This window comes from Methylobacterium sp. E-066 (assembly GCF_022829635.1).
Classification (GTDB): domain Bacteria; phylum Pseudomonadota; class Alphaproteobacteria; order Rhizobiales; family Beijerinckiaceae; genus Methylobacterium.
Genome location: NZ_JAKSYO010000015.1, coordinates 18805 through 42397 on the forward strand (window position 1 = coordinate 18805; position 23593 = coordinate 42397).

The following is a 23593-nucleotide window of genomic DNA, read 5'->3' on the forward strand; positions in this document are numbered from 1 at the left end:
GCGCCCTGAAACCCGGATCCCGTCACCCCGCCACGGGCGCCGGCCCGGAGAGGCGGGTCGGCAGTGTGTCGATGCGTAAGGATCGGCGCAGGCCCCGGGAGAGGGCATCCACCGCCACCGTCACCAGGGCGGTGGCGGCGATCAGCACCAATGCCACGTCGAGGCGCAGCTCCGAGATCGCGGCGTCGACGTAGAAGCCCAGCGTCGTCACCCCCAGGATGCCGAAGATCGCGCTCTCGCGCAGGATCAGCTCCCAGCGGTAGAGCAGATAGGCCAGGAACTGGCCGTAGAGGCGCGGCACCGTCTCGTAGGCGTAGAGGTTCAGGCCCCGGGGCGCGTCGGCCCGGTAGGGCAGCGCGTCGGCGTGCCGGCCCATCAGGTAGGCGACGATCCCGGCATTGTGCAGCGCCAGCGCGAGGATCGCCGGCAGCATCGAGGGGCCGAGCAGCTGCAGGCCGCAATAGGCCAGCATGTATTCCGGCGTCGAGCGCACCACCACGAGGAGCACGCGGCCGAGCGGCCGTCCGAGGGGGCCGGTGAAGCGCCGGGCGGTGAGCGGGAACAGCACCAGCCCCCCCAGCGCGGTCGCCGCCAGGGCGATCTGCGCCAGGATCAGGGTCTGGATCGTGCCCGGCAGGATCTGGTCCGTGAGGATCGGGCGCAGCCACGCCCAGAGCCGCGCCCAGGTCTCGGGATCGGCGAGCGCCGCGCCGCGCAAGGGCGCCGGCACGATGTCGTGGCCGAGGAAGCGCGCGAGGCTCGGCCCCACCGCGGCGTTGCCGATCGCCGGGGGCAGGGCCAGCGGCGCGGCGATGAGCAGGAGCGGCACGGTCCAGCCGCGGATCCAGAGCCGGCGGGTGCCGATCAGCCCGTAGAACACCAGGAGCAGCGCCCCGGCCTCGGCGTAGCGGCCCTGGCGGAAGGCGGATTCGAGGTAAAACCCCATGGTCGGCAGGCCGATGAAGCCGAGCACCAGGCTGGAGCGCAGGCCGCATTCGAGGCGGTAGAGGGTGTAGTCGCGCATCCGCCCGGCGACTTCGGGCAGGCGCGCGTACAGGAAGGCCGAGACCGCGCCGGTGCCCACGGGCAGCACCCGGAGCGCGGCGAGATCGGCCTCCTCGAGGATCTCGGCATAGACCTTGGCGCAGATGCCCGCGTAGGGCAGCGCGATGGCGAGCACGCCGGTGGCGGCCGAGAGCCCGAACACCTGCATCAGCAGCAGCGCCCAGAACAGCTCGTGCACGGCGCGAAAGCCTGCACAGGCGAGCCGCACGGTCCGCGAGCGCGCGAACGGGATCGCCAGCAGCAGGCCGGTCCCGGCCCCGAGCCCGACCCCCAACACCGCGAAGGCGACCGTGTAGACGACGCTCCAGCCCTCAACCGACAGGAAATCCGGCCGGACCAGGCCGTCGAGCAGGCGCGCGAGATCGGCCCACGGGTGCAGGGTGGTGACGTGCAGGTCCGCCACCAGCAGGCCGGCGAGCGCGGCCGCCAGGAACCAGCGGCTCACCGCCGCGTAGCCGGGCCGCGGGAGGGCGAGCTGCATCAGGCGGCCTCGTAATAGGGGCGCAGCCGAGCCGGATCGAGGCTTTGGGCCGGCGCGTCGAGGACGATCCGGCCGGCCTCCAGCACCACGATCCGGTCGGTATGGGCGAGCGCCAGGGTCACGTCGTGGAGCGCCAGGATCAGGGTCTGGTGGCTGCCCGCCATCTCGGCCAGGATCCGCGCGCCCTGCTGGCGGTCCAGGGCCGAGACCGGCTCGTCGCCCACCAGGATCGGCCGGCCGTTATAGAGGGCGCGGGCCACCGAGACGCGCTGCTGCTGGCCGCCCGACAGTGCGCCGGCCTTCGCCCAGAGTTTCTCCGCCAGGCCGACCCGGTCGAGGATCTTTTGCACGACGTCGATGTCGGCCTGGGCCGGGCGGACCAGGGTCCGGAGGTTGTGCAGGGTCGAGCGCCGGTCGAGCCGGCCCATATAGACGTTGTGGAACACCGACAGGGTCCGCACCAGGGCGGCCGCCTGCGGCACCAGCGCGACACGGTCGGGCGCCTGGGCCTGGATCAGCCCGATCAGGGTCGACTTGCCGGCGCCCGAGCGGCCCATCAGGGCGACGCGCTCGCCGGCCCGGACGGTCAGGTCGAGGCCCAACAGGACCGGGTGGCCGCCATAGGAGGCCGCGGCGTTCTCCAGGACGATCTCCGCCCGGGATCCGTCCGGCACCACCTCAGTCCAGCAGGCCGGTGGAGCGGCCGACCTCGACCAGGGGCTCGTAGGCGGCGTTGGTGACCGGGATGAACTTCGAGCGCCCGAACGGCTCCAAAATCGCCGGGTCGGTGACGCCGACGAGCGCGCCCTTGAGCCTCTCGGTGAAGCCGGCCCCGTAGGTCCGGTCGACGTCGCCGCGCACGGTCCATTGGTAGTCCGGGAAGGTCGGGCTCTCCCAGATCACCGAGACCGCCTTCGGGTCGACCTTGCCGGCCTTGGTGTCGAGGTCCCAGACCGAGTAGTCGACGGCGCCGACCGCGAAGGCGCCGGACTGCACCAGCTGGATCGTGCGGCTGTGGTCACCGGAGAACCCGACCCGGGCGAACACCTGCTCCGGGTTCTTGCCCGGGAAGGCCTGGCGGATGAAGTATTCCGGCATCAGCCGTCCCGAGGTCGAGGCCCGGGCGCCGAACGTGAAGGTTTTGTCGGCGATGGCCTTCGGAAAATCCCTGGTCGGCTCCAGCCCGGCCCCGGCATGGGCGATCAGGTAGGTCTTGAACGCCGCATCCTCGGCGCCCTGGGCGATCGCCTGGGAGCCCGGCACCGCCCGGCGCGCCTGGACCCCGGTGAAGCCGCCGAACCAGGCGAGCTGCACCTGTCCGTTGGTGAAGGCGGTCACCGCCGCCGGGTAGCTCTTGACCGGGATGTAGCGCACCGGCACGCCGAGCTTGGCCTCGAGGTAGGTCGCGACCTTGCCGAAGCGCTCGACGAGGCGGCTCTCGTCCTGGTCGGGGATGCCGGTGAAGACCAGGGGCGGGACCGGCTTCTCCTGGGCCTGCGCGGCCGTGCCGAGCGCGAGCGCAAGACATCCCAGGGCGAACCGCCCGACCCGTCCCAGTCCCAGCATGGATCCTCCACCCCATCGCGCCTGAATTGGGCACGCCGAATCTGGATTCTCCCTAGCGCATCGTCCTGAATACTGGAACCGGGGCGATGCGCTGGTCTCTGGCTTCGCATCCTCTTTTGCCGAGCACCGGACCCCACCTTTCGGGATGATGCTCGGCAGACGCCGCCGCGCCCGGTACTCCTGGGGCCTAGTCGTCCGGTCCCGTGCCTGCACGCGGGTCGCGCAGGCACGGGATCCCCAAAAACTCAGCGGTAATGGCGGCGCATCATGGGGTGGCGATGGTGCCGGCGCATCATGTGATGGCGGCTCGTCATCACGCCCCGGGAGGACATCCGGGCGCCGCGATGCATGCCGCCGAAATTGCTGTTGCCGGTGGCGGCGGCGTTCCGGTCGAGGCCGTCGCCCGGGGCGGCGAGGCTGGGGCTGGCGGCGCCGAGGACGAGGCCGAGGGCGAGCGTCGCGCCGAGGAGGATCTTGGTCATGGGGTTTTCGTCCCTTCGCGACCCTGCGCCGCGCCGACCGAACGGATCAACGATGCGCAGGTTCCAGACGATCAGGCCGCCGGCGTCTCGACGATGGCGAACAGGGCAGGCTGCGCGTCGCGCGCGTCGGGCACAGGGACAACCCGGATGCGGGGCGGCAGCGGCCCCCCGAGCAAATCCAAAAAGTCCCCCGAGGCGCCGATCTCAATCTCGGCCGCCTTGGCCCGGGCCTCCAGGCGCGACAGGGCGTTCATGGCCGGGCCCAGCACCGTGTACTCGGCCCGCACCCCGTCGTCGAACACCCCGACCAGGAGGTCGCCGGCATGCAAGGCGACCACCACCCGCAGGGTGAACAGCCCCTCCCCGGCCCGGGCTGCGTTGAGGGCGGCGATCCGGTCGTTAATCGACAGGGCACAGGCCAGCGCCGCCCGGGCCTGGGCGCGGGGGCGGCCGACCACGAACTGCACCAGCACGGCGTCGCCGACATACTTGTCCACCAAGCCGCCCTGCTCGGCCACCGCGGCCTGGGCGGCGGCCCGGACGGCGAGCAGGGCCGTCACCATCACCTCGGGCGGGTGCTCCCGGCTCAGCCGCGAGAAGCCGCGGATGTCGAGCACCATCAGGCAGGCATGGCGCCGGTGGATGCCCATCGTGGCGTCCGCATCCTCGGCGGCGAGGTCGAGGGCGACCGTGTCGGGCACGAACCGGGCGAGCTGGGCGCGCTCGTGCTCCATGCGCAGCGCCCGGGTCACCGCCTCCCGCAGGCGGGTCATGCCGTCGATCACCAGGAGGCCGGCCGCCACGAAGGTCGCGAGCCCGGTGATCTGCGCGGTCGGGAAGGAATCCGGCCCCGGGAACAGCTCCGGCCAGGCCAGCCCGACCAGGAACGCCGCGGTCCAGCAGGCTGTCACCACCCCGCAGAACAGCAGGGTGTGGGCGACCCGCATGCTCAGGCCGGTCTGGAGCAGAAGCAGGAAGGCCGGCAGGCGGCTGACCGCGTCGGCGCCGAGGCCCGCCTCGCCGCCGGCCAGCATGTGCTCGATGATCACGTAGACGGCGAGCCCGGCATTGAGCAGGGTCCCGGCCCAGCCATAGACCGCCGCCGCCGGGCCGCCACCCCGCTCCCCCAGGCCGAACCAGACCGTGCCGACGCCGTAGAGGCCGAGGATGAACCAGTGGCTGAGGGCGTGCAGCGAGCCGTCATAGGCCTGGGCCGCCATCAGCAGCACCAGCACGATCACGATCCGCAGCCCGAGCAGCCGCAGCCCGCCGCCCGCCTGCATGGCGCGCAGGACCGCGGCGTCGTCCTGGGCCGCCTCCGCCTTGCGCGCGGCGCGGTCCCCGGTGGTCCGGGAGGCGGGGAGCGGCGGTGTCCGGGCGCCGCCCGAGGCCATCACGCGCCCCGGTCGAGGCGCCGGGCCGCGCTGAAGCGGTTGAGGAAGCGCGGCTCCTTCTCGGGGGCGATCCGGATCGCCAGGTGCAGGGTGCCGTCGGCCTCCGCGCGCCGGTCCAGGATCTCGGCGTTCTCGTAGAGCCAGTTGAGCGCCGCCCCGTCCTCGGGGGGCAGCGACACCGCGAAGCTCGTCCGGTGGCGGCCGATCCGCGCCTCGATCCGGGCCGTGAGGGCGGCGAGCCCCTCCCCGGTCAGCGCCGAGACCAGCACCGGCGCGTCGCTGTCGCGGTCGTTGCGGGCCTTGGCCTGGCCGCTGAGGTTCATCAGCCGGGTGCGCTCGTCGTCGTCCAGCAGGTCGGACTTGTTCCAGACCTCGATGATCCGCTCGGCGGTGGTCTCGATGCCGAGCTCGCGCAGCACGTCGCCGACATCCTCGGCCTGGGCTTCGGAATCGACGTGGCTGACGTCGCGCACGTGCAGCAGCACGTCGGCCTCGATCGCGTCCTCCAGGGTCGCCCGGAAGGCGGCGATCAGGGCGGTGGGCAGGTCGGAGATGAAGCCCACCGTGTCCGACAGGATCACGTTCTCGCCGTGCGGCAGCTTGGTCGCCCGGGCGGTCGGGTCGAGGGTGGCAAACAGCATGTCCTTGGCGGTGACCTCGGCCCGGGTCAGGGTGTTGAACAGGCTCGACTTGCCGGCATTGGTGTAGCCCACCAGGGCGACGATCGGGTACGGCACCCGGGCGCGGCTCTGCCGGTGCAGGCCGCGGGTCCGCACCACCGCGTCGAGGTCGCGCTCGATCCGGGTCATGCGCTCCTGGATCATGCGCCGGTCGGCCTCGATCTGGGTCTCGCCGGGGCCGCCCAGGAAGCCGAAGCCGCCGCGCTGGCGCTCCAGGTGGGTCCAGGACCGGACCAGCCGCGACTTCTGATAGGCCAGATGCGCGTGCTCGACCTGGAGCGTGCCCTCCCGGGTCGAGGCGCGCCGCCCAAAAATCTCCAGGATCAGGCCGGTGCGGTCGATGACCTTGGCGCCCCAGGCCTTCTCGAGGTTGCGCTGCTGCACCGGCGAGAGCGCGCAATCCATCACCACGAGGCCGATCTCGCGGGCGCGGATCAGCCCGGCGATCTCCTCGACCCGGCCCTTGCCGAGGTAGGTCGAGGGCCGGATGCGCGGCAGGCTGATCGCCAAGCTCTCGACCACGTCGAGCTCGATCGCGGCGGCGAGCCCGGTGGCCTCGTCGAGGCGCGCCTCCACGGAGCGGGTCGGCTGGGCCGGCCCGTGGCCCGGTCCCCCCGGCCCGGGCGCGCCCCGGGCCAGATAGGGCCCGATCACCAGGGTGTGGGTCGCCGCGGCGATCTCGCCCTCGGGCGCGGCCTGTGCCTGGAGCCGGGCCTCGCCGGACGTCAGCGTCTCGCTCATGCAACCTTTAACGCCGCCCGCGCGCCGGCAGCTTCGTTCGAGAACTCGGATTGTTCGAGATGGGGATTCGGCGGGGCCGGGCCAAGATGCCGGGCTTCGGGAGGTTGGGATCGGGGAGATCCGAATCCGGCAGCCGGTTCGATTCGGCCCATCCCACCCGCGCCCTCATCCTGAGGCGCCGGAGCGCAGCGGAGGCCTCGAAGGAGCCCTCCAGCCGGCCGCGCGATCCCTGGAGGCCTCCTTCGAAGCGGCTCCGCCGCCCCTCAGGATGAGGGGAGAGTGCGGAATCGCCCTGGGATTCGCCGCTGCCCGCGCGGGGAGGCCGCCCGCTGCCGGCATCGCGGCTCCGGAGAGAGCGAACCGATCGCCCGCCCCCGCAAAGAAATCACGCCTTCTCGGGGGTCTCGTCCGGCTCGAACAGCTGGACCGGGTGGCCCGGCATGATCGTCGAGATCGCGTGCTTGTAGACGAGCTGCGAGTGGCCGTCCCGGCGCAGCAGCACGCAGAAATTGTCGAACCAGGTCACCACGCCCTGCAGCTTGACGCCGTTGACGAGGAAGATGGTCAGCGGGATCTTGTTCTTGCGGACATGATTGAGGAACGTGTCCTGAAGGTTCTGTGCGCGTTCGCCCGCCATCTTCTTTGCCTTCTTGTTGTCCCGGCGCGAAGGGCCCGGGATGGGTACGGCCCCTGAGGGGCCATCACGTGCGGGGTCGTCCGATCATCCCGCCCGTGATCGCGTATACAGCATGACCGCGTGAATGTGCGGGGGCAAGCGAGGCCCGGTCCGGCCGATCCGTGACGGATCGGCGTCAGTTTCACGGACCGATGCCGAGGGACTTCAGCTTGCGGTGGAGCGCCGAGCGCTCCATGCCGATGAACTCGGCCGTGCGCGAGATGTTGCCCGAGAACCGCGCGATCTGCGCCACGAGGTACTCGCGCTCGAAGATCTCGCGCGCCTCGCGCAAAGCCAGGCTCATCAGCTTCTCGCCGCCCGCGCCCCCCGGGGTGGTCGGCACCAGGGCGCCGATCTCGGAGGGCAGCATCTCGGAGGTGACCTCCTGGTCCGGGTCGGCCTGGGTCAGGATCATCAGCCGCTCGACGTTGTTCTTGAGCTGGCGGACGTTGCCCGGCCAGTTGTGCGACTGGAGCACCGCCATCGCGTCCTCGGCGATCACGCGCTTGGGCAGGCCTGTCTGGGACGAGATGTTGTCCATGAAGAACTGGATCAGCTCGGGCACGTCCTCCCGGCGCTCCGACAGGGCCGGCACCCGGACCGGCACCACCGAGAGCCGGTGGAACAGGTCCTCGCGGAACCGGCCCGCGGCGATTTCCTCCTGGAGATCCCGGGAGGACGAGGAGATGATCCGGACATCCACATGGACCCGCGTCGTGCCGCCGACCCGCTGAAAATTCTGGTCGACCAGGACGCGCAGGATCCGGTTCTGGCTCTCGCGGGGCATGTCGGCGACCTCGTCGAGGTAGAGGGTGCCGCCATGGGCCTCCTCCAGGGCGCCGACCCGCCGGCCGGACTCGCCCTCGACCCCGAACAGCTCCGCCTCCATGGTCTCGGGCAGGATCGTGGCCGCGTTGAGCAGCACGAACGGGCCGTTGGCGCGGGCCGAGGCCTTGTGCAGGCTGCGCGCCGCGAGTTCCTTGCCGGAGCCCAGCGCCCCGGTGATCATCACCCGGGCGTTGGTCGGCGCCACCCGGTCGATGGTCTGGCGCAGCTGGTTGATCGCGAGCGAGCCGCCGACGATGCGGTTCGGGTTGCCCGAACGCGCCGTCAGGTCGCGGACCTCGCGCCGGAGCCGGGAGGCTTCCAGCGCCCGCTCGGCCACCAGGATCAGCCGGTCGGCCTTGAACGGCTTCTCGATGAAGTCGTAGGCCCCCGCCTTGATGGCCGAGACCGCGGTCTCGATGTTGCCGTGGCCCGAGATCATCACCACCGGCAGGTCGGGATTGGCCGCCTTGATCAGGTCGAGCACCTGCAGGCCGTCGAGCCGCGAGCCCTGCAGCCAGATGTCCAGGAACACCAGGTGCGGCCGGCGCGCCTCGATGGCGGCGAGCGCCTCGTCGGAGCCGCCGGCCGTGCGGCAGCGGTGGCCCTCGTCGTCGAGGATGCCCGCCACGAGGTCGCGGATGTCGGCCTCGTCGTCGACAATCAGGATATCGGCGCTCATGCGTGCATCTCCGCGATCCGGGGGGCCGTCGGTGCGGCGCCCTTCTCCTCTGTCGGGGTGGAACTGGTCTCGGGGCCGGACGGCTCGGGCCCGTGCTCGCGCGGGACCCGCATCTGCACCTGCCCGCCACGGCCGGCGGGATTGTCGTTCAACGCGATCCCGCCGCCGTGCTCCTCAAGCACCTTGCTGACGATAGCAAGCCCCAGCCCCGTGCCACCTTCGCGTGTGGTCATGTAGGGCTCCAGCAGCCGCTGGCGCCCCTCGACCGGAAAACCCTTGCCGTTGTCGGTCACCGTGATCACCGCGAAACCGTCCTCGACCGCGAGGCTCAGGCCGATCTTGCCCTTGCCGAGCTCGGCCGGCGGCACCTCGGCCACCGCCTCGACGGCGTTCTTCAGGATGTTGGTGATCACTTGGCTGAGCAGCCTGATGTCGAAGGCCGCCACGATCTTCTCCGCGCTGCCGGCCCCCCCTTGCGCCGAGAACGCGAAGTCGATGTCCGGGTGCGCCACGCGCATCATGAACAGGTTCTGCTTGGCGATCTCGGTGAGGTCGTTCGGCGCGATGGCCGGTTTCGGCATCCGCGCGAAGGCCGAGAACTCGTCGACCATGCGCTTGATCTCGTCCACTTGGCGCACGATCGTGGCGGTGCACTGGTCGAACACCTCCTTGTCGGCGGTGATGACCTTGCCGTACTTGCGCCGGATGCGTTCGGCGGAGAGCTGGATCGGGGTCAGGGGGTTCTTGATCTCGTGGGCGATGCGGCGGGCGACGTCGCCCCAGGCGGAGCTGCGCTGCGCCTGGACGAGGTCGGTGATGTCGTCAAGGGTCACCACCGAGCCGCGGGAGGTCCCCTGCGCCTGCTCGCTCGTGACCCGCACGGTCACGGTGCGCTCGCCCCGCGAGCGGGTGAGCTGGAGCTGCTGCTGCTGGAGGGCGCGCGGGCGGCTCTCGCTCTCGGCGAGCACCGGGGCGAGTTCCGGCACCGCCCGGGCCAGCGGCTGGCCGATCAGCGCGTTGCTCTCCACGTCGAGCATCCGCTCGGCGGCCGGGTTGGCGATGGTGACGAAGCCCGCCGCGTCGAGGCCGATCACCCCGGGCGAGACCCCCGACAGCACGGCCTCGGTGAAGCGGCGGCGGGTGTCGATCAGGTCGTTGGCGGCGATCAGCCCGGTATGCTGGCGGCGCAGCTCCTGCGTCATCTTGTTGAACGCCTCGCCGAGATGGGCCAGGTCGCCGCTGGTCTTCTTGGTCGGCACCTGGGCGTAGAAATTGCCGGCCGCGACCTGGTCGGCGGCGTTGATCAGCCGGCGGATCGGGGCCACGAACCGGTTGGCGAAGTTCATCCCGAACCACACCGCCGACAGCAGCGCGATCAGGGCGATCAGCAGGAACACCGACGCGAAGGTGATCTGGATCGAGCGCCGGAGCGAATCGTAGGTCAGGTACTCCGCCGCCGCCGCCCGCGAGACGCCGGGGAAGTCGATGGCGAGCTGGCTGACCTCCCGCTGCACCATCAGCACCGCGTCGTCATAGGCCGGCATCCGCAGCAGCGCGGCGAAGACCCGGCCCTCGGAGGGCAGCAGGCAGATCGGGTCGGTCGAGGTCGCCGCCTCCGCGAAGGCCGCCGCCGAGGGCAGCCGCACCTGCTTGAGCACGTCGATCTTGGCCCGGGCGACCACGTCGGTGGGGCCGCGCATGATCTGCGCCACCGGCAGGCCGAGATTGGTCGCCCGGGTGGTCAAAAAGTTCTCGAACCAGGCCCGGTCCCGGTCGAAGTTCGGGCGCGCCCGGGTCAGGTCGTCCACCAGGATGCGGATCTCCCGGGCGAGCGACTGGCACTGGTTCTCCTGGTAGGCGTCGGCCACCTCGACGGATTTGAGCACCACGTCGCGGACCCGGTCGGTGAAGCCGAGCGACAGGCCCCGGTCGATGGTCACCGACGCCACCACGGCCAGCAGCACGGTGGGCAGGATCGCGATCAGCGAGAACAGGCCGACGATGCGCGAGTGCAGCCGGGCCACGGCCGCGTTGGCCTTGCGGGCATGCAGGAAGACCCGCGCCTCCCAGGCGATCACGAAGACCAGCCCCAGCACCAGGGCGGCGTTGATGCCGAGCAGCGTCACGCCGTAGGCCGGCGTCGGCGTCACCCGGATCACCCCGGCCAGGATCAGGAAGGTCGCCAGCGCCGAGACCAGCGCGGTCACCACCACGGCGGCGCCGATCCAGCCCGGCCCGCGCGGCCCGGGCTTCAGCGAGTCCGCGAGCGGCGTGCTCGGCTCCGGGAGCGTTTCTGCCTGAGCGGTTTCTGCCTGAGCGGTTTCTTCGGCCGCCTGGCTTGTCCCCTCGCCCGCCGGCTCGGCAGGCGGCTGAACACCCCCCTCGGGGTCCGGCGCAGGGCCTTCCACAGGCGGTGAGCGTCGCAGAAACGGCATGACTGGTGCAGGGCCACAACAGTGTGGCGGAATTAATACGAATCGCGGCGCCCCGGAGGCGGCGGGTGATCCATTCCGCCGCAGGGGCGTGTGCTTGACCGGTTTGACTCAGACCCGTACCCCCGCCCGTGGAGGCGAACGGGGTCTGGTGGCCCCCCTGGTCTTCAAAACCAGTGGTACGCCAACAGCGTACGGTGGGTTCGATTCCCATCCGCTTCCGCCAAGCCCCCGCCCCGCTTGCAGCCAGAACCGACATCGCCGCGCCTGCGATCCTGCCCGCGGGGGGCACGGTCTGCGATGGGGCTCGCCGGATCCTGATCGGCGCCTCTCCCACCCAGACCCCCTCATCCTGAGGCGCCCGGCGATCTTCGATCGGTGGGCCTCGAAGGAGGCCTCCAGATGCCTGGGCGATTTCTGGAGGCCTCCTTCGAGGGCGCCGCTGCGCGTCGCCACCTCAGGATGAGGGGGTGGGTGGGATCGCCCACCGCGGCGCGCATCGGCCGGCCCCAACCCGTAGCCTGGCTACCCGGACGCACCCGACCCCGGCCGTGTCGCCGGTCGTCGCGGGCTGTTTGACACCGGACCGGCTTGCGCGCGTCGCGCCAGGGTGGTCCGATCCGGGTGAGGCACTCGCAGAAGTTCGCCTAAAAAAATCCGGAGGAGACCCGCCATGCTGTCACGCCGGCAAACCCTCGCCCTGGCCCTCGCCAACGGCCTCGCCCTGACCGACACGGCGGCCCGGGCCGCGGGACAGGCCGCTACGCCGACCGTCAAGACGCCGGTCTCGTTCGAGGTCCCGCCGGGGGCCTGCGATTGCCACGTCCACGTCATCCCCGATCCGGCCCGGTTCCCGTTCTGGGCGGGGCGCGGCTACACCCCGCCGGTCGATCCGCCCGAGAGCCTGCTCGCCCTCCAGCACGCGCTCAAGCTCGACCGCGTGGTGATCGTGACGCCGAGCGTCTACGGCACCGACAACGCGGCCACCCTCGACGGCCTGCGCCTGTTCGGCCCCCAGCGCGCCCGCGGCGTCGCGGTGATCGGGCCGAAGACCGGCCCGGCCGAGCTCGATGCCCTGGCCCAGGCCGGCATCCGCGGCATCCGGGTCAACCTGGAGCAGGCCGGCGTGTTCGATCCGGCAGCCTCGGCCAAGGCGCTGGACAGCGCCGTCCAGCAGATCGGGTCGCGGCCCTGGCACCTCCAGGTCTATGCCCGCCTGTCGGTCATCGGCCCGCTGAAGCCGCAGCTGGCCGCCCTGCCGGTGCCGGTGGTGTTCGACCATTTCGCCGGTGCGCAGGCGGCCCTCGGACCCGATCAGCCCGGCTTCGGCGACGTGCTCGACCTCGTGCGGGGCGGACAGGCTTGGGTGAAGCTGTCGGGCGCCTACCGCGCCTCCGACAAGGCGCCGGACTATGCCGACGTGACGCCGCTGGCCCGGGCCCTGGTGGCGGCGAATCCGGAGCGGCTGGTCTGGGGCAGCGACTGGCCGCATCCGGACAGCACGCCGAAGCCGGGCCGCAAGCCGACGGATCTCGCGCCCGCGCAGGACGTGGACGACGGCCGCCTGATCGACCTGCTCGCCACCTGGGTGCCCGACCGCACGACCCGTGACAGGATCCTTGTCGAGAACCCCAAGCGGTTATACGACTTCTGAGCGAAGAGTGCGCGGGGCGGATCGCCCGCCCGGCCGGGTTCGCCCGGGAGGAGGCCGATGCAGGGCCTGGCACATCTCGACCTATCGGCCGCCACCGACCGCGAATCCGGTCGATCACGCTCGGCCGCGCGCGGAGCGCTCTGCCTGCTGACGGCTCTGGCGGTCCTGGGCGCCGGTGCCGCCTCCATGCGAGCCCCCGGCACCGCCGTCGATCCCGATCTCGTGCGGGTGATCCGCTTCATGGCGCTGATCAAGGGCGGGTTCGCGCTCGCGGCCTTCGCCGCCTGCGTCTGGCGCCTCGCCCGGGCTGCCGCGCCCTGGCGCACGGCGATCTACGTCGCCGGGCCGCCGCTCATGGCGGCGGGCGCGATCGGGCTCTGGTCCGTCCAGGGCGTCCCGATCGCGGCGACGGGCCTGCATCTCGGCTTGCTGGCGGTGCTGGCGGCCGCGCTGACCGATTCGGACTTCCTGCCCGACCTGGGGCGCCTCGGGCGAGGCCGCCGATGACGGCGCCGGAGCGGAACGGCGGATCGCCCGGCCCGTTGCCTCCAGGCCCGCACGGCGCGCCGGGCGCGACCCTGTGGATCCGCCCCGGCCCATTCGCCATGATCGACAAGTTCCTCCCGCTCATCCCGCCCGGTCCGCAGGCGGCCCTGCGCCGGCTCGCCGCCCGATGGCCGGCGCGCCCCGCGACGGCCGCCCCCGCGACGCTGCCGGACCGGGATCTGCGCCCCGGCCCGATGCCGCCCCTGCACCCGCCGGCGGCCACCAACGACAACCCCCTGCAGGCCGTCCACGAGGCCGTGGAGCGGGACCTGCGCGCAAGCGGCTATCTGCGCTGAGGCTTTCAGCGCCCGGCCGGACTCGCCGGGGCGGAGCGGGTCGCGGCTCCGGGCTCCATCCAGTGGCAGACCGTGGTCCCCGGCACGCCGGCGCACGCGTAGCTCTCGCCGCCGAGGGTCACCCGGTCGACGATCCCGGTGATCTCGGCGCGCGACAGCAGGGTGCAGCCGAGATGGTCCGCCTTGGGATCGGCCAGCAGCGCGGCGGCCGCGGCGGCACCGTCGTGCAGCAGCATCCGGTAATTGGCCAGGGACGGGCAGCCGATCACCCGACCGGACCCCTTCCGGTCCGGACCGGCCACCTTGTCCTGGCCGGGGCGGACCGGCGCCTTGGCCGGCTGCTGTCCCAGCGCCGGCATGGCTGAGAGGCCGAGCGCGAGGGTGGCGACGCGGAGGAGCATGCGGGTCATCGCCTGCTCCTAGAGCCGTTCCCGATCGCGTTGCAATCGGGAACGGCTCTAAGTCCTTGATTGGACGCGCTCGCTGACGCCGAACCGGTATCCACTTCGGCGGCGAGCGCTCTACCATGGGGACCGGGTCGTTTCGTACCTGCCCCGTCGCCGCGCCGCGCTGTTGCGGAGCGCGGCGAAACCGTCGATGAAGCCGTCGATGGAATCGCCGGCGCCGGGCATAAGCGGGCGCCGCGGCGGGACGTAAGGAGAGGTCATGGCGACGGCGATCGATAGCGACCAGAAGCTGCACCTGGTCTTCGGTGGTGAGTTGCAGGACCTCGACGGCGTCCAGTTCCGGGACATCAAGGGCCTCGACATCGTCGGCATCTTCCCGGACTACGCCTCCGCGCAGGCCGCCTGGCGGGCCAAGGCGCAGGCCACCGTCGACAGCGCGCAGACGCGCTATTTCGTGGTCCACCTGCACCGGCTGCTGGAGCCGCCGGCCGTCTGAGCCGCACTCTGCACCGGCCGTTCCGGGCGCGCGCCTGTGCGGTGCGCGCGTGAAGGCATTGTGACACCTTCGGCCCGCTGCTAAGAGCCTCGCCCGTCATCAGATCCATCCGGCCCGCGCGGGACCGGTGTTCGGAGTGCGGCGCGAAGCTCGGCCGCGAGTGGGCGGACCTCATGAAATCCTCGATCAAGATCATCGCCGGCAACGCCAGCCGGCCCTTGGCCGAGGCGATCGCCGCCTATCTCGAATTGCCGCTGGCCAAGTGCATGGTCCGGCGCTTCGCCGACATGGAGATCTTCGTCGAGCTCCAGGAGAACGTGCGCGGCGAGGACGTGTTCATCGTCCAGTCGACCTCGTTCCCGGCCAACGACCACCTGATGGAGCTGCTGATCATGATCGACGCCGCGCGTCGGTCCTCGGCCCGGCGCATCACGGCGGTGATCCCGTATTTCGGCTACGCAAGGCAGGACCGGCGCACCTCGGGCCGGACCCCGATCTCGGCCAAGCTGGTGGCGAACCTGATCACCGAGGCCGGGGCCGACCGCGTCCTGACCCTCGACCTCCATGCCGGCCAGATCCAGGGCTTCTTCGACATCCCCACCGACAACCTGTTCGCCGCCCCCGTGATGGTGCGCGACATCAAGGAGCGGCTGCCGACCGCCGACCGCATGGTGGTCTCCCCCGATGTCGGCGGCGTCGTGCGCGCCCGGGCCATCGCCAAGCGGATCGATTGCCCGCTCGCCATCGTCGACAAGCGCCGCGAGCGGCCGGGCGAATCCGAGGTGATGAACATCATCGGCGAGGTCGAGGGCCGCTCCTGCATCCTGGTCGACGACATCGTCGATTCGGGCGGCACCCTGGTCAACGCCGCCGAGGCCCTGCTCAAGGCCGGCGCCAAGGACGTCTCCGCCTACATCACCCACGGCGTGCTGTCGGGCGGCGCGGTCTCGCGCATCGCCGCCTCGCGGATGAAGGAGTTGGTGATCACCGACTCGATCCAGCCGACCCAGGCCGTCAAGCTCGCCCGCAACATCCGGGTGGCGACCATCGCGCCGCTGCTCGGCGAGGCGATCGGCCGGACCGCCACGGAATCCAGCGTCTCCAGCCTGTTCGACTGATCCCGCCGCGGTGAAGAATTCGCCGCAGTGCCGGCGGCGCAGTCCGGCGCTATCTCGCCCGCGCGGACGCATCGCCGATCCGGGAGGGGCGGACACTGGGTCGGACGACACTCATCGGCATCCACGGGCTCGCCAACAAGCCGCCCCGGGATGAGAAGGCCGCCTGGTGGCGGGCGGCGATCCTGGAGGGCCTCGCCCGCAACCGCGGGGGCTCGGCGCCCGCGGTGCCGTTCAGCTTCGTCTACTGGGCGGATCTGCGCTACCCGGAACCCCTGGCCGGCGGGCTCAACCGCGAGCCCTACAGCGCCGATCCAGGCACCGGCCCGTTCCCGTCCCCGGCGGACGATCCCGAGCAGGCCGAGCCCACCCTCACCGACCGGATCTATCGCGGCCTCGCGCATCTGGAAGAGGCCACCGGGTTCACCCCGGTCGACGGCCTGATCCTGGAATACCGCCTCGACGACCTCTGGGGCTATTACGAGGATGCCGTGTTCCGGAACGCCGCCCGCGCGCGGCTGCGCGAGGCCCTGGCCGAGGCGGCGGATCGCACCGTTCTGATCGCCGCGCATTCGATGGGCGGGCTGATCGCCTACGACGTGCTCCGGGCCGCCGAGCGGGACGGAACCCCCCTGCCCCGCTGCACCCTGGTCACCCTCGGCTCGCCGCTGGGGCTCGCCGAACTGAAGCTGAAGCTCGCCGCCGAGCACGGCGACCTGTGCGTGCCGGAAGCCGTCACGGCCTGGACCAACCTGATGGACCGCCAGGACATCGCCACGGTGGGCGACGACCTCGCCGCGATCTACCCGCCGAACGCCGCCGGGGTGCGGATCCGGGACGTACCGGTGATCAACGCCTACCGGCGGCAGGATGGCACCGAGAACCGGCACAAATCCTACGGCTACCTGCGCACCCCGGAATTCTCGGAGGCCCTGGCGGCGTTCCTGGCGGCCGAGGCCTGAAAGTCCCGGATTCAAAAGGTCGAGACCTTTTGCGGGTGCAGGGCAGAGCCCTGCAGATCACTCAGGGGCTCCGCCCCCGATACCCCGCCAAAGGGCTGAGCCCTTTGGAAACCCGGTCTCGGCGCTCAGGCGGCCTTCACCTCGGCCAAGAAGTCCTTGACCGCCTGGTCGAGGTCGTCGGAGCCGCGGGTGAGGTCGCGGGCGGCGGCCAGCACCTGTTCGGAGGCGAGCCCGGTCTCGTCGGCGCCCTGGCGCAGGTCGGCGATGCTGCCCGACACCGCCTGCGCCCCCGAGGCGGCGCTCACCACCCCGCGCACGATCTCCTGGATCGCGGCGTTCTGCTCCTCCATGGCGGCCGCGACCCCGACCGCGATGCTGCGCATCTCCTCGATGGTCTGGCCGACCTCGCCGATCGCCGCCACGGCCTGCCGGGTCTCGCCCTGGATCCGGCCGATCTGCGCGGCGATGTCGTCGGTGGCCTTGGCGGTCTGGCTCGCCAGCTCCTTCACCTCCGTGGCGACCACCGCGAAGCCGCGGCCGGCCTCGCCGGCGCGGGCCGCCTCGATGGTGGCGTTCAAGGCCAGCAGGTTGGTCTGCGCGGCGATGCCCGAGATGAGGGCGACCACGTTGCCGATCCGCTCGGTGCCGTCGGCGAGCGCCCGCACGGTCGCCTCGCCCTGGCGGGTGGTCTCGGCCGCCCGCCCGGCGATCTCCGAGGTGCGGTGCACCTGCCCGGCGATCTCCTGGACCGAGGCGGACATCTCCTCCGTGGCCGCCGCCGCGGTCTGGACGTCCGCCGAGGTCCCGGCCGCCTGGGCGGTGACCGCGCCGGAGCGCTCGGTGCCGCGGGCGGCCGTGGCGGTCATCGCCTGGGCGGTGACTTCGAGCTCGGACGCCGCCGCCGCGAGGCCCCGGCTCAGCGCGCCCGCCCGGGTCTCGAACGCCCGGGTCAGGCGGTCGAGGGCCGCAGCCCGGCGGGCTGCCCCCTCGACATCGTCGGCGGCGCGGGCATCCGCCCCGGCCTTGGCGATCAGCGCGTCCTTGAACACCTGCACGGCGCCGGCCATCGTGCCGATCTCGTCGCTGCGCCCGCGCTCCGGCACCGCGGCGGCGGTATCGCCCGCCGCGAGGCGGTGCATGGCCTGGTTCAGGGCCAGGAGCGGCCGCGTCACCCGGCGGCCGATCAGCGCTGCCAGCAGGGCGATCAGGGCGATCACCACCAGCATCCCGGCCGCCGCCCGCCAGGCCGCGTTCCACAGGATCGCGGCGGTGTCGTCGGCATAGATGCCGGTGCCGATCACCCAGCCCCAGGGGGCGAAGCCGCGCACGTAGGACAGCTTCGGCACCGGCGCGTCGGACCCGGCCTTGGGCCAGGAATAATCGACGAAGCCCTGCCCCTTCTGCTTGGCGAGGTCGACGAAGTCCCGGAACAGGTACTTGCCGGTGGGATCCTGCACCCCGGCCATGTCCTTGCCCTCGAGTTCGGGCTTCATCGGGTGGGCGACCATGCGGGGCTGCATGTCGTTGATCCAGAAGTATTCCTGGGCGTCGTAGCGCAGGGTCTTCACGGCCCGGATCGCCGCGCCCTGGGCGTCGGCCCGCGACAGCCGCCCGGCCCGCTCCTCGCCCTCGAAATAGGCCGCCACCCCGTAGGCCACGTCCGTCAGGTTGCGGGTCTTGGCCATGCGGTCCTGCTCGACCTGGGATTTCAGGTTGAGCAGGCCGATGCCCGAGACCACGGCGACGCCGACCAGGGCGGTGGCCGTGATGGTGTGGAGCTTCGCCCCGATGCCGATTTTCACGAGTTCGCTCCCGGGACGAAAATTCACACGGAGAGAGAGTGCAACGTTACCGTTACCGCACCGTGAAGACTGCCGCGGGCCTTGCGCTTATTGGCCTGAGCCTGTCCACTTGCCGTCAAGATGAGCCCGGATCCGGACATGAAGCCGGCGGGCCAAGGGAGGAATGACATGGTGCGTGCGTCGCGGGCGGCTGCGAGTCCGGGGATCTGCCGCCACCTCTTCCGGAGCGGGCCCGCCGCCCTGCTGCTGGCCGGGCTGGCACTCGCCGCCCCGTTTACCGGCGTGGCGAAGGCCGACGACGCCAAGGTCCGGATCAGCCGGCAGCCCGGCTTCGTCTACCTGCCGGCGGTGCTCGCCGAGCAGCACAAGCTGATCGAGAAGCAGGCCAAGGCGGCCGGTCTCGGGGACGTCACGGTCGAGTGGGTGAACCTGACCAGCGGCGCGGCCGGCAACGACGCGCTCCTGTCGGGCAATATCGACATCGTCGACAGCGGCTCCACCAACATGCTGCTGCTCAACGACCGCACCCGCGGCGACGTGAAGGGCCTGTGCGGGGTCGGCTCGACGCCGATGCTGCTGCTCACCCGCAACCCGGACGTGAAGACGCTCAGCGACTTCTCCGGCAAGGACAAGATCGCCCTGCCCTCCGTGAAGGTCTCGACGCAAGCCGTGCTGCTGCAGATCGCCGCCAGGAAGGCGTTCGGGCCGGACGGGGCGTCCCGGCTCGACCCGCTCACCGTCCAGCTCGGCCATCCCGACGCGGTGGCGGCGCTCGCCAGCCCCCAGAACGAGGTCAACAGCCACTTCTCGCTGCCGCCGTTCCAGCAGCGCGAGCTGCAGAACCCGGCGATCCACGCGGTGCTCAACTCCTACGAGCTGGTCGGCGAGCCGGTGAGCAACGCGATCTTCTATGCGCGCACCGGCTGGTTCACCCGCAACCCCAAGCTCGCCGCCGCGATCGTGGCCGCCATCGACGAGGCGAATGCCGAGATCGCCAAGGACCCGCTCCAGGCCGCCAAGGACTACATCGCGGCCACCAACGACAAGACGCCCCCCGAGACATTGGTGGCGATCATGAAGGAACCGGGGACCACCTTCTCCACCACCCCGTACGGGATCATGCTCCAGGCCCGGCACTTCTACGCGATGAAGACCATCAAGGCCGAGCCGAAGGACTGGAAGGACACGTTCTTCCCGATCGTCCACGGGCTGCCGGGGAAGTAGGGGCGTCGGTCTTCCCGCGCGGACGTTGTTGCCTGCTTTGGGCCGCGCTATATTGGGGAGTGGGATCGGCGGCGGCTACCGCCGATCCCTGGCAATTACCCGTTAGGGTTTAGCCAACTCCAGAACAGCGGGTGGACGGCGAGTCGGAGGCTGAAGCTCCACTCGCCGTTTGCTTGTCTGGAGACTGCCAGAAGGATGACCATCCTCTGCACTCCCGGCCGCAACCGGCCGCGTGCGGCCTTCGCGGGTGAGTCGGTCAGGCTCACATCCGGTTTGTAGCCCGGCCTCGTGCGCCGGTTAATCGGCGCCAAGCGACCGCGAACCGCCGAACCCGCGATTGCGCCCTTCCCCGGGCGGCCCTATAGTGAGCCATCCCCATTCGACAGCGTGAGACGGGACTTCCGGATCTGCATCCGGAGCCCGCGGCCCGGTGCCCGGCCCCCGTCCCGCCAGGCCGGAGCACGAGAGCACATGTCCCAGGGTCCGCTGATGCCGAAGGCGACCGCCGTCTGGCTGGTCGAGAACACCTCCCTGGCCTTCGAGCAGATCGCCGACTTCTGCAAGCTGCACCCGCTCGAGGTGAAGGGCATCGCCGACGGCGAGGTCGCGGCCGGCATCAAGGGGCTCGATCCGGTCTCCACCGGCCAGCTCACCCGCGACGAGATCGAGAAGGCCCAGAAGGCGCCCCACTACAAGCTCAAGCCCGCCGTCTCGAAGGTGAAGCTGCCGGAGGTGAAGCGCACCACCAAGGGCCCGCGCTACACCCCGCTCTCCCGCCGCCAGGACCGGCCCAACGCCATCCTGTGGCTGCTGCGCAACCACCCCGAGTTGAAGGATGCGCAGATCATCCGCCTGGTCGGCACCACCAAGTCGACGATCCAGCAGATCCGCGAGCGCACCCACTGGAATTCCGGCTCGCTCCAGCCGATGGATCCGGTGACCCTGGGCCTGACCACCCAGATCAACCTCGACTTCGAGGTCCAGCGCGCGGCGGCCGACCGCCCGGCGGCGCTGGCGGCCGAATCCGGCGCCTCGCTCCTGCCCACCGAGGTCTCGACGGCGCCCGAGCCCGAGGAGACGGCCGAGCATGGCGGCCGCGAGGAGCGGATCGACGCCGATTCGGTCTTCGCCAAGCTCAAGGGCCGGCATCAGGACGAAGACGACGAGGCCTAGAGCATCGTCCCGAACTGGTTTTCGGCCCTCGCCCGTCTCGGGCGAGGGCCGAAGCCGTCAGTCCGGCAGCGGCTTACCCGTCGTTTCCAGCATGAACCACGGCACGATCAGCCCGATCCCGTAGACGCTCGACATCGTCAGGGCCGCCGCGGCGACGCCGCCCGACAGGGTCACGATCTGACCGGCGATGATCGGGAAGATCCAGGCGATCAGGCGCGCCCCGTTGAACACGACGCTGGCTGCCGTCGCCCGCACCGCCGGGGTGAACAGCTCCACCAGGTAGATCGCCATCCACGAGAAGGCGAAGCCCAGGGTGAAGAACCCGTTCAGGAAGGCGAGCCCCATGAAGGGCACCAGCCCGCCGGTCCAGAGATAGCAGGCGAGCGAGGTGACGATGCAGCCGGCATACGTGATCAGCAGGAAGGCGCGCCGCCCGACCGCATCGGCCACGAAGCCGGAGATCAGGTAGGCGGTGATCGCGCCGACATTGTAGATGATGCCCATGCGCGGGCCCCAGACGTTGGCGGGCTCCCCGGCGGCCTTGGCCAACCCCTCCGTGTAGGCCGGCAGCCAGGACGAGACCGCCCACCAGCCGACCGTCGTGGCGAACGACATCAGGGTGGCGAGCAGGACCCGCCGGCGGCTCTCGCGCTCCCGGAAGATCTCCGTCAGGGAGAACGGACGCCGCCCCTTCGGCTGCGGGCTCGCGGCATCCTCGGCGGTGGCGGCCCAGCGCTGCTCCCGCAGGGCCTGCATCCACTGCTCGGATTCCTCCAGGGCGCGCCGCAGGTACAGGCAGACGAAGGCCGGAAGCGCGCCCAGCGCGAACATGATCCGCCACGAGTCCGGGCCGAGCGGATCGAAGGCGGCGAGCAGCGCCCAGACGATCGCGGCGAGCACCGCGCCGCCGCCGAAGCCCGATTGCAGGAAGCCGCAGCCCTTCGGCCGGGCCCGGTTCGGCCAGGTCTCGGCGACCAGGGCGATGCCGGTGGACCATTCGGAGCCGATGGCGAGTCCGGTGATGAACCGCAGGATCGCGAGCTGCGCGAAGCTCCCGGCAAACGCCGTCAGACCCGTGAACAGGGCGTAGCCCAGGATGGACAGCATCATCATGCGCTTGCGGCCGATATAGTCGGCTGCGATTCCGCCCATCAGCCCGCCGAGCCCCCAGCCCAGGAGGGTGATCCCGATCGCCGCGCCCACGTAGAAGGCCGGTGTCTGGGCCTGCTCGGGGGTGAGGAGGGATCCGAGGGCCGGGCGGAGCGCGTAGACCAGGGCGACCGCTTCGTAGCCGTCGAAGATCCAGCCGAGGTAGCTGCCCCAGAGGATGCGCCAGTGCCGCCTGGTCAGGCCGGCGTACCAGGGAGCGCTGGCCGCATCGGGCCGCAGGACGTCGCCCGCACGCATCGCTCGTGTCCTCCCGCCGGGACCGCAACCCAGGCGGCCCCTGTCGGGTCGGTATACAGGTCGTCCGCGCCGCGTCGGTGCAGGGATCGGCTCGGACGACACTCTTCGCGTCGCGCTGCGCCATATTCGCACCACGCCGCGCGGTATCCGGGCTGCCCCGAGCCCCGGCTCAGCGCGCCGCGTCGAAGGCGGCCAGGAAGGCCGTCAGGTTCTCCGGCAGGGCCGCGCAGAGATAGCCGCCCTCCTGGACGATCGCGGTGGGCAGCCCGGCGCGCGCGATCCGCTGCGCCGCCGCGGCGAAGCCCGCCCGCGTCACCGTGAGCACGCCGATCGGGTCGTCCGCGGCGGCATCGAGGCCCAGGGCCACCACCAGCCCCCGCGGCTTGAACGCCGCGATCGCCGCGAGCCCGGCCTCCACGGCGGCGAGCCAGGGCGCGTCGCCGGAGCCCGGCGGCAGCGGCAGGTTGCGGTTGAGGCCGGCTCCGGCCTCCGCCCCGGTCTCGTCGGCATAGCCGGCATAGAACGGGAAATAGTCCGACGGGTCCGCGTGGACCGAGACGGTGAGCACGTCCCCGCGCGTATAAAAGATCCCCTGCGTGCCGTTGCCGTGGTGCACGTCGATGTCGAGGATCGCCACGGGGCCGCCTGCGGCCGCCCGCATCCGTTCGGCCGCGATTGCGCTGTTGTTGAGGAAGCAGAAGCCGCCGGCCGAATCCGCGTAGGCGTGGTGGCCGGGCGGCCGGCACAGGGCGTAGGCGTGGCCCGTCTCCAGGGCCGCGTCGGCGGCCGCGACGGCGCATTGGGCCGCGCCGTAGACCGCCGCCCAGGTCCCGGCCCGGATCGGCGTCGAGGTGTCGGCGGTGTAGAGGCCGACGCGTCCGAGCAGGCCGGTGGGCGTCCGGTGCATCTGCGGCCGGGCGAAGCTGCCGGTGAGGATCTCGTCGGCGATGCCCGGGATCTCCGCCCGGCGATCCCAGGCCTCGGCCAGGAACGCGACGTAGCCGGGATCGTGCACGGCCCGGATCGGGTCGAGGCCGTGATCGACGGGCTCGGCGAGGGCGTGGCCGCCGTCCCGGGCCGCCGCGTGCAGGATGGCGTAGCGGGAAGCCTGCTCGGGATGCGGGATCGGCGTGCCGCGCCGCAGGTAGCGTTCGGGATCGTGCCGGGCGGAATCGGCGGTGTGGAAGACGCGCATGGGCGCAGGTTAGGCGCGCCCGCGCCGCGCGTCACCCGCCCCCCGGGTGAGGCTTGAAGTTCGGGTTTCCAAAGGGCTCAGCCCTTTCAAGATGTCGGGGCTGAGAGCCAGGACATGGCGTCGAGCGGGTCTGCACGGCCCTTTTCCCGGGCGCATGCAGCGTCAGCGGAATGCGACCCGGGACCCAGCACACGACGGCGCGCAGCGTCCGTTTGATCAACCTGTGCCGCTGGCGCGGCACTTCATGTGCTGGGTCCCGGATCAGGTTCCGCTTCGCTTCACCTGTCCGGGA

21 protein-coding genes and 1 tRNA gene are annotated in these 23593 nt (G+C 71.4%); 9 read left to right on the forward strand and 13 right to left on the reverse strand.

The genetic code is table 11. The features are described from left to right. Positions 1-22 precede the first annotated feature (22 nt). From MKL20_RS00645 to MKL20_RS00685, 9 genes are all read right to left on the reverse strand, one after another. A complete protein-coding gene (locus tag MKL20_RS00645) occupies positions 23-1546 on the reverse strand; it encodes a PhnE/PtxC family ABC transporter permease (RefSeq protein WP_244035071.1) in 1524 nt (507 codons plus the stop codon). Further along, positions 1546-2220 (reverse strand): ATP-binding cassette domain-containing protein, encoded by a 675-nt coding sequence (locus tag MKL20_RS00650; RefSeq protein WP_244035072.1) that lies wholly within the window; start codon positions 2218-2220, stop codon positions 1546-1548. The genes MKL20_RS00645 and MKL20_RS00650 overlap by 1 nt, the downstream gene beginning before the upstream one ends. Positions 2221-2224: 4 nt before the next feature. Then, positions 2225-3112: a putative selenate ABC transporter substrate-binding protein gene (locus MKL20_RS00655; RefSeq protein ID WP_244035073.1), complete on the reverse strand. Its 888-nt coding sequence runs from the start codon at positions 3110-3112 to the stop codon at positions 2225-2227. A gap of 245 nt (positions 3113-3357) precedes the next feature. Beyond that, entirely contained in the window at positions 3358-3594 is a 237-nt protein-coding gene (locus MKL20_RS00660) for a hypothetical protein (protein ID WP_243964262.1), read from the reverse strand. 71 nt (positions 3595-3665) lie between these two features. Beyond that, positions 3666-4988 carry an adenylate/guanylate cyclase domain-containing protein gene (locus MKL20_RS00665; protein ID WP_244035074.1) on the reverse strand — a complete coding sequence of 441 codons (1323 nt, stop codon included), beginning with the start codon at positions 4986-4988 and terminating at the stop codon, positions 3666-3668. Beyond that, entirely contained in the window at positions 4988-6409 is a 1422-nt protein-coding gene (hflX, locus tag MKL20_RS00670; protein ID WP_244035075.1) for a GTPase HflX, read from the reverse strand. Before hflX ends, MKL20_RS00665 begins: the two co-directional genes overlap by 1 nt. Before the next feature lie 385 nt (positions 6410-6794). Further along, positions 6795-7046, reverse strand: coding sequence for an RNA chaperone Hfq (gene hfq, locus MKL20_RS00675; RefSeq protein ID WP_238249876.1), 252 nt, complete (start codon positions 7044-7046; stop codon positions 6795-6797). A 181-nt stretch (positions 7047-7227) separates the two neighbouring features. Continuing rightward, positions 7228-8592: a sigma-54-dependent transcriptional regulator gene (locus MKL20_RS00680; protein ID WP_243964280.1), complete on the reverse strand. Its 1365-nt coding sequence runs from the start codon at positions 8590-8592 to the stop codon at positions 7228-7230. Continuing rightward, the gene (locus MKL20_RS00685; RefSeq protein WP_244035076.1) at positions 8589-11027 is read right to left on the reverse strand and encodes a sensor histidine kinase NtrY-like; all 2439 of its coding nucleotides are present in this window, start codon (positions 11025-11027) and stop codon (positions 8589-8591) included. The genes MKL20_RS00680 and MKL20_RS00685 overlap by 4 nt, the downstream gene beginning before the upstream one ends. 130 nt (positions 11028-11157) lie before the next feature. On the opposite strand from MKL20_RS00685, the gene MKL20_RS00690 reads away from it, so the two are divergent. The 4 genes from MKL20_RS00690 to MKL20_RS00705 all read left to right on the forward strand — a co-directional run bounded on the left by MKL20_RS00690 (position 11158) and on the right by MKL20_RS00705 (position 13520). Beyond that, positions 11158-11250: transfer RNA gene (locus tag MKL20_RS00690), tRNA-Sec, on the forward strand. 447 nt (positions 11251-11697) lie between these two features. Continuing rightward, positions 11698-12678, forward strand: a complete 981-nt coding sequence (locus MKL20_RS00695) for an amidohydrolase family protein (RefSeq protein ID WP_244035077.1) — start codon at positions 11698-11700, stop codon at positions 12676-12678. Positions 12679-12735: 57 nt separating this feature from the next. Further along, positions 12736-13185, forward strand: a complete 450-nt coding sequence (locus MKL20_RS00700) for a hypothetical protein (protein WP_244035078.1) — start codon at positions 12736-12738, stop codon at positions 13183-13185. Continuing rightward, complete coding sequence (locus MKL20_RS00705) at positions 13182-13520, forward strand: hypothetical protein (protein ID WP_244035079.1); 339 nt, start codon at positions 13182-13184, stop codon at positions 13518-13520. Before MKL20_RS00700 ends, MKL20_RS00705 begins: the two co-directional genes overlap by 4 nt. A 5-nt stretch (positions 13521-13525) precedes the next feature. Here the strand turns inward: MKL20_RS00705 and MKL20_RS00710 are convergent, their stop codons facing one another. Next, a complete protein-coding gene (locus tag MKL20_RS00710) occupies positions 13526-13930 on the reverse strand; it encodes a hypothetical protein (protein WP_244035080.1) in 405 nt (134 codons plus the stop codon). A gap of 256 nt (positions 13931-14186) precedes the next feature. On the opposite strand from MKL20_RS00710, the gene MKL20_RS00715 reads away from it, so the two are divergent. From MKL20_RS00715 to MKL20_RS00725, 3 genes are all read left to right on the forward strand, one after another. Beyond that, the gene (locus MKL20_RS00715) at positions 14187-14423 is read left to right on the forward strand and encodes a DUF4170 domain-containing protein (protein WP_243970998.1); all 237 of its coding nucleotides are present in this window, start codon (positions 14187-14189) and stop codon (positions 14421-14423) included. A gap of 173 nt (positions 14424-14596) precedes the next feature. Beyond that, positions 14597-15541: a ribose-phosphate pyrophosphokinase gene (locus MKL20_RS00720; RefSeq protein WP_243970996.1), complete on the forward strand. Its 945-nt coding sequence runs from the start codon at positions 14597-14599 to the stop codon at positions 15539-15541. A gap of 224 nt (positions 15542-15765) precedes the next feature. Further along, positions 15766-16500: a hypothetical protein gene (locus MKL20_RS00725; protein ID WP_409568084.1), complete on the forward strand. Its 735-nt coding sequence runs from the start codon at positions 15766-15768 to the stop codon at positions 16498-16500. A 125-nt stretch (positions 16501-16625) separates the two neighbouring features. Here the strand turns inward: MKL20_RS00725 and MKL20_RS00730 are convergent, their stop codons facing one another. Then, a complete protein-coding gene (locus tag MKL20_RS00730) occupies positions 16626-18302 on the reverse strand; it encodes a methyl-accepting chemotaxis protein (RefSeq protein WP_244035081.1) in 1677 nt (558 codons plus the stop codon). Positions 18303-18470: 168 nt separating this feature from the next. Here MKL20_RS00730 and MKL20_RS00735 point away from each other — a divergent pair, with 168 nt between their 5' ends. Together MKL20_RS00735 and MKL20_RS00740 are read left to right on the forward strand one after the other, a co-directional pair. Beyond that, on the forward strand, positions 18471-19526 hold the full coding sequence (locus tag MKL20_RS00735) for an ABC transporter substrate-binding protein (protein ID WP_244035082.1): 1056 nt from the start codon (positions 18471-18473) through the stop codon (positions 19524-19526). Between the two features lie 471 nt (positions 19527-19997). Beyond that, positions 19998-20699, forward strand: a complete 702-nt coding sequence (locus MKL20_RS00740) for a DUF1013 domain-containing protein (protein WP_244035083.1) — start codon at positions 19998-20000, stop codon at positions 20697-20699. Positions 20700-20756: 57 nt separating this feature from the next. Here MKL20_RS00740 and MKL20_RS00745 read toward each other — a convergent pair whose 3' ends face one another. Together MKL20_RS00745 and MKL20_RS00750 are read right to left on the reverse strand one after the other, a co-directional pair. After that, a complete protein-coding gene (locus MKL20_RS00745) occupies positions 20757-22106 on the reverse strand; it encodes an MFS transporter (RefSeq protein WP_244035084.1) in 1350 nt (449 codons plus the stop codon). Between the two features lie 169 nt (positions 22107-22275). Beyond that, entirely contained in the window at positions 22276-23301 is a 1026-nt protein-coding gene (locus MKL20_RS00750; RefSeq protein WP_244035085.1) for a histone deacetylase family protein, read from the reverse strand. Between the last annotated feature and the right edge of the window lie 292 nt (positions 23302-23593).

What these genes read in the sequence shown, in the direction of transcription:
- MKL20_RS00645 (WP_244035071.1), bottom strand. Translation starts at nt 1,546, where the DNA reads ATGCAGCTCGCCCTCCCGCGGCCCGGCTACGCGGCGGTGAGCCGCTGG.
- MKL20_RS00700 (WP_244035078.1), top strand. Translation starts at nt 12,736, where the DNA reads ATGCAGGGCCTGGCACATCTCGACCTATCGGCCGCCACCGACCGCGAA.
- MKL20_RS00740 (WP_244035083.1), top strand. Translation starts at nt 19,998, where the DNA reads ATGTCCCAGGGTCCGCTGATGCCGAAGGCGACCGCCGTCTGGCTGGTC.
- MKL20_RS00685 (WP_244035076.1), bottom strand. Translation starts at nt 11,027, where the DNA reads ATGCCGTTTCTGCGACGCTCACCGCCTGTGGAAGGCCCTGCGCCGGAC.
- MKL20_RS00655 (WP_244035073.1), bottom strand. Translation starts at nt 3,112, where the DNA reads ATGCTGGGACTGGGACGGGTCGGGCGGTTCGCCCTGGGATGTCTTGCG.
- MKL20_RS00750 (WP_244035085.1), bottom strand. Translation starts at nt 23,301, where the DNA reads ATGCGCGTCTTCCACACCGCCGATTCCGCCCGGCACGATCCCGAACGC.
- MKL20_RS00665 (WP_244035074.1), bottom strand. Translation starts at nt 4,988, where the DNA reads ATGGCCTCGGGCGGCGCCCGGACACCGCCGCTCCCCGCCTCCCGGACC.
- MKL20_RS00710 (WP_244035080.1), bottom strand. Translation starts at nt 13,930, where the DNA reads ATGACCCGCATGCTCCTCCGCGTCGCCACCCTCGCGCTCGGCCTCTCA.
- MKL20_RS00660 (WP_243964262.1), bottom strand. Translation starts at nt 3,594, where the DNA reads ATGACCAAGATCCTCCTCGGCGCGACGCTCGCCCTCGGCCTCGTCCTC.
- MKL20_RS00715 (WP_243970998.1), top strand. Translation starts at nt 14,187, where the DNA reads ATGGCGACGGCGATCGATAGCGACCAGAAGCTGCACCTGGTCTTCGGT.
- MKL20_RS00680 (WP_243964280.1), bottom strand. Translation starts at nt 8,592, where the DNA reads ATGAGCGCCGATATCCTGATTGTCGACGACGAGGCCGACATCCGCGAC.
- hfq (WP_238249876.1), bottom strand. Translation starts at nt 7,046, where the DNA reads ATGGCGGGCGAACGCGCACAGAACCTTCAGGACACGTTCCTCAATCAT.
- MKL20_RS00735 (WP_244035082.1), top strand. Translation starts at nt 18,471, where the DNA reads ATGGTGCGTGCGTCGCGGGCGGCTGCGAGTCCGGGGATCTGCCGCCAC.
- MKL20_RS00745 (WP_244035084.1), bottom strand. Translation starts at nt 22,106, where the DNA reads ATGCGTGCGGGCGACGTCCTGCGGCCCGATGCGGCCAGCGCTCCCTGG.
- MKL20_RS00695 (WP_244035077.1), top strand. Translation starts at nt 11,698, where the DNA reads ATGCTGTCACGCCGGCAAACCCTCGCCCTGGCCCTCGCCAACGGCCTC.
- MKL20_RS00705 (WP_244035079.1), top strand. Translation starts at nt 13,182, where the DNA reads ATGACGGCGCCGGAGCGGAACGGCGGATCGCCCGGCCCGTTGCCTCCA.
- hflX (WP_244035075.1), bottom strand. Translation starts at nt 6,409, where the DNA reads ATGAGCGAGACGCTGACGTCCGGCGAGGCCCGGCTCCAGGCACAGGCC.
- MKL20_RS00720 (WP_243970996.1), top strand. Translation starts at nt 14,597, where the DNA reads ATGAAATCCTCGATCAAGATCATCGCCGGCAACGCCAGCCGGCCCTTG.